The sequence below is a fragment of the Thalassospira sp. ABL2_045 genome, assembly GCF_056161285.1.
Genome location: NZ_JBSWYV010000005.1, coordinates 1 through 11,527, shown reverse-complemented (window position 1 = coordinate 11,527; position 11,527 = coordinate 1). Strand labels below are relative to the sequence as shown.

Below are 11,527 nucleotides of genomic sequence, written 5' to 3'. Positions count from 1 at the left end.
TGTCTTACTGTTATGACGGGTCGTTGCGTTGGGTCCGGTGTTTCATCACCAGCATTCCGCCAACCGCGAGCCCTAGAAGCAACAGGATGATGCCGCCGATCTTGAACAGTTTCTCGAAAAGCAGCCGGTTGTGATATTCGGCCTCGCGAAGCTCCGTCAGGTGCGCAATCACGGCATCAAGCTGCGTGCGATAACGTTGGTCGGGGGCAAGCGTGCTTTCATAGCGGACGGCACGCAGCAACATGTTCAGACGTTCTACCGCATCGCGGTAGTTTTCCTCTGTCATGCGCGCCTGTTCGATGGTCGGCTTGAGTGCGGGCTTTTCATTCGGCCCCAGAAAATGCCCCGGATAGGTTTTAAGGTCCGGCCAGTAATTGTCCAGACAGTCACGAACGTTTGTGACAATCGCCCCACAGGGCACAATTTTTTGCGTGTAGAAGCGAAGCAACGTGCCAAGCGCCATCTGCTTGATCTGATAACCCTTGCGGTTATACGCCTCGGTGATTGTTGCCAGTTCCTTTTCGGCCTCAGTAATCGACATGTCGGATACCGGTACGTCACTTAAATCCGGCGCAGTTTGCTGAATTGCTGCCATGGCAGGTGTCATGGCAAGCGTGCAAAGCACGGCCATCAAGCCCCGGACATAAAGGACCCTGTTCCACAGTTTCATCGCAAATCCCGATTTTGCTTTTCTTTTAACATAGGGGCTGTTGGTGCGTTGCAACAGACTTTAACGAAAAACGGGCCCCGCATGGCGGAGCCCGTTTGATACATCAGTTTCGGGTTTTGGGCCGAATTCAGGCAGCATTTTCCGGCAACTGAACCCAATCGGGAACAGAAACCGTGATCTTTGCATCGCCTGCAGATAGCTCTGCATCGCCTTCAACCCGCTCAAGCCGGATCAGAGCCAGTCCGAAATCGCCATGGACAGAACGGATAATCCCAGCTTCCTTGTCGCCATTCATGATCTGTGTGCCAACGCTTGGTGCCGGGCCGTCAATTTTGACAGGCAACAGGCGTTTGCGGACAAGGCCACGATATTTGGTGCGGGCAGTAAGCTCCTGGCCCATGTAGCAGCCCTTTTTGAAATCGACGCCGCCCAGCTCCTCAAAGCCGCTTTCAAGCAGGATGGATTTCTCGACTTCCATTTCTTCGCTGCCATTGGGAATGCCCAGCGAAACACGCATCTGGTGATAGGCTTCGACATCGCTCTCCTCGGCACCGATCGCACCCATTTCCGCCAGCGCATTTTTTGGCAGAAGGACACGCGCGCCCATCTCGACCAGGCGCGGGTCAACCGCCTTGATACCATCGGCCATGTGGGCTGTCGCACCAGGTGTTGCTTCAAGCGAAAGGGACGTCAGGGCATCTTTGCCAAAGACTGCCATCACGTCGTAACTGTCGCTGACATCCGTCAGTTCGGCTTTTGCGCGCAGCTTGTACATGCGAAGTTTTTTGAACAGTTCGGCCGCACGTTCGCCATTTTCGCCGCGTTCACATTCAATCAGCAGGCTGTCTTCATCCTGATGATAGACAAAGAAATCAAACAGGAATTTGCCCTGTGGGGTTAAAAGCGCGCCATAGCCCGACTTCTCGGGTGAAATGGTTTCGATATTGTTTGATACCAGCCCTTGCAGAAAGCTGACCCGGTCCGGGCCGCTCACGCGGATCACCGCGCGATCCGGCAAAAGGGCATAAAAAGTCTCACTCATGATGATTTTGGCTCCGGTTCATCGGAATTGTTTGGGCAAAATGTGGGGCAATCACAGAATTTTCGCAAGACCTGTCTGTGCGGATAAGGGCCGGATAAGATATAAGAAAACCCTTCATAAAACGGCGTCGAACGGATAGAACCAAACTTATGAAAATCTTGATGCTTGATCAGTCTATCGGCTTTGATCCCAAGGATCGCGAAGCCCGTCCGCTCGGAACATGCCAGCGCGCTTTCATTGCCTTGGCAGAGTCCCTTGTTGCCCGCGGTCATAAGGTCGAAGCGCGCCGGAGTGGCGGCATCGACAAGGACATGCACGGTGTTGCCTGGCGCCAGCTTGATGCTGAACTGCCACCCTTTGGCGGTGATGCGGTCAATACCGTGATTGTCTGGCGCGATCCGGCGTTGCTCAGCCACGCATCTGTACCCGAAGGCGCAACCATTGCACTTTGGTTCGATGGCGATCCGGCGCGGTTGAATGCCGATGATGTGCGTCTGGTTCTGCAGGAAAAGAGAGTTCAGGTCATCTTTACCGATGATGCGCAGGCAAACGCCTTTGATGCGGAACTGGCCAAAAAGCCGGTGGTGATCAAGCCAGGGGCGACGACATCCTTTGTCATGGCATCGAACATGCACTGGGCGTTTGAATCGCGCGATGAACTGGCCGTGACCGTTGCCAACAGCTCGACCGGAATCGCCCAGATCATCCGCATTTGGGAAACCTACGTTGCGCCCAAGGCACCCGATGCGATCCTTGAAATCTATGCCTATGACCTGTTTAGCGCCATGGCCGGCGAAAACGACGCCGTATCTGAAGACCTGCTCGATATGGTGCGTTCGGCCATCGACAAGGGGGTAAGGGTTCATCATCCCAAACCCGAAGCCGATATGGCCGAAACCGTTGCCAATGCACGGGCATTCCTCCATCACGGCAAGTATGGCACGGATTATGTCGGGCAGTGGCTTGTTGATGCGCTAGGGGCTGCAACACCGGTTGTGTCCTATGGCGGGATTGCCAAAAGTCGGGTTGAGGATGGCAAGACCGGTTACATCGTCCCTGACGAGGCGGCATTTGGCAACATCACATCGCAGCTTCTGACAGACCGTTCCTTCTTTGCCAGCCAGTCCGAAGCCGCGCGCAATGATCGACGCGAATGGATCCATGTCGCTGGCGAGCTGGAGAAACTGTAAACCGTGCGCCTGCTGTTCATCACCTCAAACCGTCTGGGCGATGCGGTACTGTCGACATCGGTTCTGCGCCACTATGTCGAAACCTATCCCGGCATCCGCGTGACGGTTGCCTGCGGGCCGGTTGCAGCCCCAATTTTCGAAGGTGTCCCGAACCTTGAACGTATCATCAAAATGCCCAAGCAAAAGCGCGGCGGCCATTGGTGGAAGCTCTGGAAATCTGTCGTCCTGAACTGGTGGGATATCATCGTTGATTTGCGCGGCAGTGCGACGGCCTATGTGTTGCCGGGACGGAAACGGGTGGTGTTGCCGGGCAATGATAACAGCCTCCATCGACTGGAACAGTTGGGCAGAATGATCGGCGTAGAGCCGCCACCTTCGCCAAAAATCTGGATTGGTCAAAAGGAACGGGCTCGCGCGCAGCAGATATTGCCCAAGACGGATCGACCCCTGCTGGTCGTTGGGCCAACATCAAACTGGGTTGGCAAAACCTGGCATCCAGAACGGTTTATTGAAACAATTTCTCTGCTTACAGGTGAGGGCAGCGTTCTGGAAGGCGCGCATGTCTTGTTGATCGGCGCCCCGAACGAGCGTGAGATGGCCGCGCCGGTTATCCGGTCCCTTCCTGAAAACCGCAAGTCCGAGATATTCGGGACCGAGAGCCTCCTGACAGTAATGGCGTGTCTAGAAAGCGCAGATTTGTATCTTGGCAATGACTCAGGCCTCATGCATATGGCGGCGGCATCAGGATGCCCGACACTCGGACTTTTCGGGCCGTCACGCGACGAACATTACAGGCCTTATTCAAGATGGGGGCGGGCAGTTAGGACAGATTGGTCCTTTGACAAGATCATGGCAAACCGCGAAAGCTATCTGTCGAAAGAAAATTTGATGGAAACCCTGCCGGTTGCCAAAGTGGTCGCAGCGGCAATCCAATTGGTCACAGATCATCGTAAACAGGAACAGGTCCATGACTGATACAAAACCCAGTATTTCAGTGGTTATTTGTGCCCACAACGAAGAAAATCGTTTGGCCGCATGCTTGGAAAAGATCAGCTTCGCCGACGAGATTGTTGTTGTCTGTGACAAATGCACAGACCGGACCGAAGAGATCGCAAAAGAGTTTGGTGCAAAAACAGTTGTTGGTAGTTGGACCATTGAGGGGCATCGTCGGAACAAGGGGATCGAAGAGGCAACCTGTGAATGGATATTTGAATTAGATGCTGATGAGCATGTTAATGACGAACTTGCGCGGTCGATTCAGGAGGCGGTCAGCGTCGGTGGGTATGACCGCTATTTGATCGCTGTTGATAATTATGTCGGCAAACGATTGGTGCGTTATGGTTGGGGCGCGTCGTTCGGAACTTCGGCGGTATGGAGGTTGTTCAGGAAGGGATGCAAGGTCTGGGGCGGGCAACGTGTTCATCCGTCTATAAACTTTACAGGGAGTCAGGGGCCAAAGCTTGGCGGTGCGTTGGTGCATTTTGTTGACCGCAATATTTCAGACATGATCCGCCGTTTTGACAGCTATACAACAGCACGTGCAGCTGACCTGCGCGCTTCAGGAAAAATTGGCAGTTTTGCACATAACTTCCGACGTATTATTTCACGCTTCTGGCGCTGCTTTGTATCGCGCAAGGGATACAAGGAAGGCGGTATGGGGTTCCTGATCGCCTTGCTGGCTGCTTTGTTCCCGATGGTATCCTATCTTAAGGCGCGCTATGACGACGAGTAATCTGGGTGCATCGGAGAACCGCCAATGACCATGTTGATGCAAACCATGGCCGGAAGCCCTTTCGGAGGTGCAGAGGAGTTCTTTGTGCGTCTGGCATCTGGCTTTGAGCGTGCCGGGGTTGATCAGCATTGCGTTGTCCGGCCGAACGAAGGCCGTAACGCCGTTCTTGCCGAAAATGGTGTTTCATTTGAAGAGTTGCCTTTTGGCGGGCGCCTTGATTTCCGAACGCCTTGGGCATTGCGCAAGCAGATCAAAGAGCACAAGCCGAAGATCGTTCTGAGCTGGATGAACCGTGCCAGCCGTATGACGCCATCGGGCAATTTTACCAAAGTCGCCCGACTTGGTGGCTATTACAAGCTGAAGAATTTCCGTGATTGTGACCACCTGATCGGCAACACGCGCGACATTTGTGATTATCTGGTACGTGAAGGTTGGCCGGCTGATCGGACCCATTATCTCCCGAACTTTGTCGACGCAAAACCCGGTACCCCAATTGATCGATCCGAATTCAACACGCCGAACGACGCACCGTTGATTTTGGGTTTGGGCCGTCTGCATGAGAACAAGGGATTCGATACGCTAATCCGCGCTTTGGTTGATGTGCCTGATGCCTATCTGTGGATTGCCGGGGCAGGCGGCCTTAAGGATGAGCTGCTGAGACTGGCTGGCGAATGTGGTGTGGCTGATCGTATCCGGTTGTTGGGCTGGCGCCGGGATGTAGCCAATCTTTTTGCTACCTGTGATGTCTTTTGCGCATCTTCGCGCCACGAGCCGCTTGGCAACATGGTGATTGAGGCTTGGGCGCACCGCAAACCTGTCGTTGCGCAAGCCAGTCAGGGACCCGTGCAGTTGATCAAGCCGGGGGAAAGCGGATTACTCTCGCCTCTTGAAGATATTGCTGCGCTGGCGAATGATTTGCGCACAGTGGTTGATGATAAAGCTCTTTCCCAAACATTGTCGGCAAACGGTCTCGCTGCGTTTGAAGCAGACTTTACTGAGGATGTCGTGGTCAGTCGATACAAGGCCTTCTTTGATGAGGTAACACCTTAATGTGCGGGATTGCCGGTTATATCGCAAAGGACAAGCAAACCCTTGATCCTGAGGTGCTGGATCGTTTGCGTGATGCCCTGGCACACCGTGGGCCGGATGGAGACGGGCGTTACGTTAAAGGGCCTGTCGGCTTTGTTCAGACCCGACTTGCGATCATTGATCTGAATACAGGCGATCAGCCGCTATATCATGAAAATGGCAATGCCCTGATCGCCAATGGCGAGATTTATAACTATCTCGAACTCAGAAAAGAGTTGGGCGAAGACGGATTTAAAACCCATTCGGATTGCGAAACAGCCCTTCGCATATTTGCACGCGATGGTGTTGGCGGGTTTGATCAACTGCGTGGTATGTATGCCTTTGCCATTCACGATGTGATCGACAATCAGGTTGTTCTGTGTCGCGACCCGTTTGGCATCAAGCAGGTCTATTACGTCGAAACACCCGAATATTTTGCCTTTGCATCCGAAGCGCAGGCATTGGTTGCCGCGGGCCTTGTGAGACGTCAAGTGCGTGAGGACGCGCGCGCGGAACTGCTGCAGGTTCAATTTACAACCGGGACAGAGATCATCCTGGACGGGATCAAGCGCCTGCAACCTGGCGAAACCATCGTTTTGAAAAACGGACGCATCGTCGAGCGTCGCCGTCGTCAGGTTTTGAGTGACACGGGTGCCGTTGGTAACAATCTTGACCGTGCGCTTTATGAATGGGACGGGGTATTTGAGGAAACGGTCCGTCTGCATCAAAGGTCCGATGTCGACTATGCCATGTTCCTGTCGGGTGGGGTGGATAGCGCATCCTTGCTTGGCATGATGCATCGCCTGAATGAACGGCCGGTAACGGCCTATACGGCGGCGTTTGAAGCCGGTAGCGTCCATGACGAGCGCGAGCTTGCGCGTAATGTCGCCAAGGCCTGCAATGCAAATCATGTCGAGGTAATGTTTTCCGAGAAGGACTTCTGGACGCTGTTGCCCGAGGTGGCCGCATGTATGGATGATCCGGCGGCAGATTATGCGATTTTGCCGACTTATAAACTTGCCAAGGAAGCTGCGCGCGATTTCAAGGTTGTGCTGTCGGGCGAAGGCGGTGACGAATTGTTTGGCGGCTATGGCCGGTATCGTTCGGTCATGCGTCCCTTTTTGCTTGGGGGACGCGTCATGCGATCCAAGGGGACTTTTGACAAGGTTGACGTCTTGCGCCCAGGTATTCTTGACGGCTGGCGCGATGGAATTGCTGCCTCGGAAAGTCGTGAAAACCGAGGGAAACGCTCTCGTCTTTCGATCGCACAGGCTGTTGACTGTTCTGACTGGCTGCCAAATGACCTGTTGTTGAAGCTGGATCGCATGTTGATGGCCAATGGCCTCGAGGGGCGTGCCCCCTTCCTCGATCCGGTTGTCGCAGAGTTTGCCTATCAGCTGCCGGACCGTCTCAAGGTTCGCAAAGGTGTCGGCAAGTTTCTGTTGCGTAAATGGTTGGAGCGTTGCTTGCCAATGGCGGAGCCATTTGCCAAAAAACGTGGGTTTACTGTGCCGGTATCTGAGTGGATTGCAGGGCGCGGCAAGGAACTTGGTCCCCTGGTTGCACGTCAGGCAGGTATTGCCGAAATTGCCGATGCTGAGCGGGTCGAGAAACTCTTTGAGACACCGGGCAAACGCGAAGGGGCCGCCTGTTGGCATTTGCTGTTTTATGCCCTTTGGCATCAGGCGAACGTGCTTGGTCATGCACCGGGTGCGGATGTCTTTGAAACGCTCGAAAATTCGGTAAGAAGTTAATGTCTCTTAACTTTTGAGGGAACAAGTACGTCGCTACGGCATTTATCAATTGCGAATAACAATTAACAGAAATGCTGTTGGGACGTAGAGATGCTGTATCTTGATAAACTAGCAATGCTGGCTGTTCTTGGTTTTGCATTGGGACTGGCATGGATGACTGTGCCGCCGAGTGATCTGCACGCGGAATCGATCGAAGCGATGCCCTTGAAGGGGACTGCCGCGTCGGGTGCGACATACGAATTCAAACTGCCGACCACCGTTCTCGCGGAATGCACCGCGGATTGCCTGTCAGCTGAGAATGACATTGCGAAGTCGCGCTATACAGAGAAAGAGCGTGATCAGTTTGCACAAGCGATGCGAGTTGCCTACTCTGCCTATGTCACACCATTGCATCGCTAGGATGGGTTAGGTCTTGTGAAAAAGGCATCGACTTGGATGGTCATCCCGAACCTTTTGCGCACTTTGCTGCGCAAGGATGTCGCGTTGAAATCCAAGCTGCTTTTATTGGCCGGACTCGTCTATTTGATCAGTCCGGTCGATTTGTTGCCCGATGTCCTGCTGGGACTTGGCTGGTTAGATGACCTCGTTATTGTTCCGTTGCTGAGCTGGCTATCCTACCGCAGTCTGCCGGGGGAAGTGCAGGATGAGGTTGTTCCAGCAAGTCCTGAAAACAGGAATGCTTCCCGACGGTTACTCATTTATCTGGGCATTCTGGTGGGTGTCGTGATCCTTATTGCCCTAGTGGGCGATGTGGACCCCGCGTTCGATCCGGCGCGCAGTCCTGTCCTTGAGTGAGCCCCTGACTTAGCCTGAAAGCCATGTCCAGGTTTGACGTAAGGAACCCGGCCCCATACTCTTGATCTGTAAACCGAACAGATCGGGAGGACCCCATGACTGAGCCATTCCGTGCACTGGTACTTAACCAGAAAGAAAAAGGCGTCTCGGCAGAATTCAAGGATCTGAGCACAGATGACTTGCCTGAAGGCGAGGTTCTGGTTCACGTCAAATGGTCGACCTTGAACTACAAGGATGGCATGGTCCTGAACGGTTTGGGGCGGCTTGTTCGAAATTATCCACATGTCCCCGGAATCGATTTTTCGGGCGAAGTCGTTTCATCGACTGATGATCGCTACAAGACCGGTGACGAAGTTATCCTGACCGGTTGGCGCGTTGGTGAGGCCCACTGGGGCGGATATGGCCAACTTGCCAGGGTCAAAGCGGATTGGCTGGTGCCACTGCCCGGCGGGCTTGACGCTTCGCAGGCGATGGCGATTGGTACAGCCGGCTTTACCGCAATGCTGGCTGTCATGGCGCTTGAAGAGCAGGGCGTCTCAAAAGATCACGATGGCGAAGTTCTGGTGACTGGCGCCGCAGGCGGGGTCGGGTCGGTTGCTGTTTCCATTCTGTCTTCGCTGGGCTACCTGGTGGCCGCATCAACCGGGCGTGCGGAAACGCATCAATATCTTCGTGACCTTGGGGCGAGCACGATTGTTGATCGCAATGAACTGACCGACACCAGCAAGCCGCTTTTGGCCGAGCGCTGGGTGGGGGCCATTGATAGTGTCGGCAGCACGACCCTTGCGCATGTGCTGTCTGAAATGAAGTATCATGGTGTTGTTTCCGCCTGCGGACTTGCCGGTGGTCCGGACTTGCCGGCAACCGTTATTCCGTTCCTGCTGCGTGGTGTGAAATTGATCGGCATTGATTCAGTCATGTGCCCGTATGAAACGCGTGTTCGTGCCTGGAAACGCCTTGCCAAGGAACTGCCCAAGGACCAGTTGGCAGCGGCAACTACCAAGGTTGCGCTTGCTGACATTATTCCATGGGGTGAGAAGATCCTCAAAGGTCAGGTCAAGGGACGGCTGCTTGTTGATGTTCAGGATTGCTAGGGACGGCGAAACCATGCAGAATCAACAGGTTTTCGATCCTTTCAATACAGGACGAGAACCCGTTTCTCTGATAGTTGGATGCGACTGCAATGCCTGAACAACGGTTTCGAATTCTTCTTGTCGAAGATAATCCTGGGGATGCGTTTCTGGTGCGCACCCTGTTGGAAGAAACCGGTGAACCATTTGATATCGAACATTGCAGTGATCTTGCTTCTGCGATGGCGGTTCTTAATGGAGAAGGGGCAGAAGCGCAGTTTGACGTTGTCCTGCTTGATCTGACATTGCCGGATTCGTCAGGGGTCGCGACCATCAGTCGTGTTCGCAGTTGTGCCAATGTTGCGCCTGTGGTTGTTCTGACCGGTCACAAGGACGAGGAACTGGCGTTTGATGCACTTCAGCACGGTGCAGAAGACTATCTGACCAAGGAATTCCCGGATGGTCGCACCATTCGCCGCTCGATCCGCTACGCGATTGAGCGTTCACGGGCCGAGCGGGCGCTGAAGGAAAGTGAAGAACGATACCGCAAGCTGGTTGAACTGGCACCGGAACTTATCTCTGTCTTGAGCGGGGAAGAAATCGTCTATATGAACCAGCAGGGGGTGACCATTTTGGGCGCAAGCGACAGCGACAAGCTTGTTGGGCGATCCTTTATGGAGATGGTGCATCCTTCAAGCCGCGAAACACTTGAAGAATATATCTCGCGCTATCGCAATGGTTATCCCGGCCGGGCGGATTTCACGATCATCTGTCAGCGCCCGGAAGGCGAGAATGTCGAACTTGAAGTCTCGGCCATTGCCTTTACCCATGAAGGCGCGCCCGCGATGCTGATGCTGGCCGAAGATGTCACCGAAAAGCGCAAGGTCGAACGCCAGCTGGTTCAGACTTCCAAACTCGCCACACTCGGCGAGATGGCGGCATCCGTGGCCCATGAAATGAACCAGCCGCTCAATGTAATCCGCATGGCTGCTGATACCTGTGCCCTGCAATATGATCTGGATGCGGTAAAGCCAGCTTTCCAGCGCGAAAGATTGTCCCTGATCAGTGCACAGACAGAGCGCATGTCCGAGATCATCAAACACCTTCAGATTTACAGCCGACCAGACGATGACGATTTCGCACCGTTTGATGTGATGAAGGCGGTCGAGCGTGCCGTAGATATGGTTGAGCATGACTGCCGACTTTCAGGCATCGTCATTGATGTCGTGTCTCCCCGGCAGCGCTGCTTTGTGAATGGTCGTCAGGTCCAACTGGAACAGGTACTGGTCAATTTACTGAGCAATGCCCGGGATGCGATTAACGAAAACGGCGATGACGCCGGAAGCATTGGTGGCCTGATCCGGGTTTGTGCCATGATTGATGAAACGCGCAAGACATTGAAGCTTGCGGTCAATGATAACGGTGGTGGCGTGCCGGAAGCGGCGATTGATCTGTTGTTCCACCCGTTCTTTACCACCAAGGATGTGGGCAAGGGCACCGGACTTGGCCTTTCTGTCAGCTTTGGCATTGTTGAAGCCATGGGCGGCAGGATCGATGTTCGAAACGAGGGCGACGGGGCCTGTTTTGAAATTTCCCTGCCGCTTGCCGATATCGAGGTCACTGAGGCAGACGATTTGGCCGATGAAGAACTCGAGGACGGGTGGCTGTCGCAGGTGCCAAAGAATGCGGAAGCACGCGGTAATATTCGTATCCTTGTGGTCGATGACGAACTTGACGCGATGGAGATTATCTCGGGCTATCTGGAAGCACAGGGCTTTAATGTGTCCGCAGCAAGCGACGGTGAAGATGCTCTGGCGATCGCAGGCATAGTCCAGCCCGATATCCTGATTACCGATATTCGCATGCCACAAATGGATGGCAATACGCTGGTCAAGGAGCTCCGCGAACGCAATCCTGCACTGCCGGTTATTGTGATGACCGGCCATCCCGGTGATGCCGAGAAGCCAGTTGAAGACGAGGACGGGACAGATGCACCGGTCATGGTGATGTCCAAGCCGCTGAACCTTAAAGAGCTTCTGGCGACACTTGACGAGCTTTGTGAAGTGTTCGCCGCATAATGTTCGTCACTGGTTTTAGGCAGAGATGTTGGTGTGCAAAAGAAAAAGCAGCGGTGTTAAGTGTCAAGGACCGCTGCATGATATATGCGCATCCTTGCGTTTGCCCTTACAATGATTTTGCGCATGAC

The 11,527-nt window shown here is 54.0% G+C and carries 11 protein-coding genes; 9 read left to right on the top strand and 2 right to left on the bottom strand.

Translation table 11 applies throughout. The features are described from left to right. Nucleotides 1-10: 10 nt before the first annotated feature. A complete protein-coding gene (locus ACXAIA_RS09270; protein WP_475349070.1) occupies nt 11-670 on the bottom strand; it encodes a hypothetical protein in 660 nt (219 codons plus the stop codon). 127 nt (nt 671-797) lie between these two features. Next, entirely contained in the window at nt 798-1,712 is a 915-nt protein-coding gene (ygfZ, locus tag ACXAIA_RS09265; RefSeq protein WP_475349069.1) for a CAF17-like 4Fe-4S cluster assembly/insertion protein YgfZ, read from the bottom strand. 161 nt (nt 1,713-1,873) lie between these two features. Between ygfZ and ACXAIA_RS09260 the strand changes: the two genes are divergently transcribed. From ACXAIA_RS09260 to ACXAIA_RS09220, 9 genes are all read left to right on the top strand, one after another. Beyond that, nucleotides 1,874-2,902: a glycosyltransferase gene (locus tag ACXAIA_RS09260; RefSeq protein WP_475349068.1), complete on the top strand. Its 1,029-nt coding sequence runs from the start codon at nt 1,874-1,876 to the stop codon at nt 2,900-2,902. A 3-nt stretch (nt 2,903-2,905) separates the two neighbouring features. Then, nucleotides 2,906-3,877: a glycosyltransferase family 9 protein gene (locus ACXAIA_RS09255; RefSeq protein WP_475349067.1), complete on the top strand. Its 972-nt coding sequence runs from the start codon at nt 2,906-2,908 to the stop codon at nt 3,875-3,877. Beyond that, complete coding sequence (locus tag ACXAIA_RS09250) at nt 3,870-4,634, top strand: glycosyltransferase family 2 protein (protein WP_475349066.1); 765 nt, start codon at nt 3,870-3,872, stop codon at nt 4,632-4,634. The genes ACXAIA_RS09255 and ACXAIA_RS09250 overlap by 8 nt, the downstream gene beginning before the upstream one ends. Nucleotides 4,635-4,658: 24 nt before the next feature. After that, the gene (locus tag ACXAIA_RS09245) at nt 4,659-5,684 is read left to right on the top strand and encodes a glycosyltransferase (protein ID WP_475349065.1); all 1,026 of its coding nucleotides are present in this window, start codon (nt 4,659-4,661) and stop codon (nt 5,682-5,684) included. Next, nucleotides 5,684-7,456: an asparagine synthase (glutamine-hydrolyzing) gene (gene asnB / locus ACXAIA_RS09240; protein ID WP_475349064.1), complete on the top strand. Its 1,773-nt coding sequence runs from the start codon at nt 5,684-5,686 to the stop codon at nt 7,454-7,456. Before ACXAIA_RS09245 ends, asnB begins: the two co-directional genes overlap by 1 nt. Before the next feature lie 90 nt (nt 7,457-7,546). After that, a complete protein-coding gene (locus ACXAIA_RS09235) occupies nt 7,547-7,855 on the top strand; it encodes a hypothetical protein (protein ID WP_475349063.1) in 309 nt (102 codons plus the stop codon). 15 nt (nt 7,856-7,870) lie between these two features. After that, on the top strand, nt 7,871-8,251 hold the full coding sequence (locus ACXAIA_RS09230; protein ID WP_475349062.1) for a DUF1232 domain-containing protein: 381 nt from the start codon (nt 7,871-7,873) through the stop codon (nt 8,249-8,251). A gap of 95 nt (nt 8,252-8,346) precedes the next feature. After that, a complete protein-coding gene (gene acuI, locus ACXAIA_RS09225) occupies nt 8,347-9,345 on the top strand; it encodes an acrylyl-CoA reductase (NADPH) (RefSeq protein WP_475349061.1) in 999 nt (332 codons plus the stop codon). Between the two features lie 89 nt (nt 9,346-9,434). After that, on the top strand, nt 9,435-11,399 hold the full coding sequence (locus ACXAIA_RS09220; RefSeq protein ID WP_475349060.1) for a response regulator: 1,965 nt from the start codon (nt 9,435-9,437) through the stop codon (nt 11,397-11,399). The last annotated feature ends 128 nt before the right edge of the window (nt 11,400-11,527 follow it).

What these genes read in the sequence shown, in the direction of transcription:
- ACXAIA_RS09270 (WP_475349070.1), bottom strand. Translation starts at nt 670, where the DNA reads ATGAAACTGTGGAACAGGGTCCTTTATGTCCGGGGCTTGATGGCCGTG.
- ygfZ (WP_475349069.1), bottom strand. Translation starts at nt 1,712, where the DNA reads ATGAGTGAGACTTTTTATGCCCTTTTGCCGGATCGCGCGGTGATCCGC.
- ACXAIA_RS09260 (WP_475349068.1), top strand. Translation starts at nt 1,874, where the DNA reads ATGCTTGATCAGTCTATCGGCTTTGATCCCAAGGATCGCGAAGCCCGT.
- ACXAIA_RS09250 (WP_475349066.1), top strand. Translation starts at nt 3,870, where the DNA reads ATGACTGATACAAAACCCAGTATTTCAGTGGTTATTTGTGCCCACAAC.
- ACXAIA_RS09245 (WP_475349065.1), top strand. Translation starts at nt 4,659, where the DNA reads ATGACCATGTTGATGCAAACCATGGCCGGAAGCCCTTTCGGAGGTGCA.
- asnB (WP_475349064.1), top strand. Translation starts at nt 5,684, where the DNA reads ATGTGCGGGATTGCCGGTTATATCGCAAAGGACAAGCAAACCCTTGAT.
- ACXAIA_RS09235 (WP_475349063.1), top strand. Translation starts at nt 7,547, where the DNA reads ATGCTGTATCTTGATAAACTAGCAATGCTGGCTGTTCTTGGTTTTGCA.
- acuI (WP_475349061.1), top strand. Translation starts at nt 8,347, where the DNA reads ATGACTGAGCCATTCCGTGCACTGGTACTTAACCAGAAAGAAAAAGGC.
- ACXAIA_RS09220 (WP_475349060.1), top strand. Translation starts at nt 9,435, where the DNA reads ATGCCTGAACAACGGTTTCGAATTCTTCTTGTCGAAGATAATCCTGGG.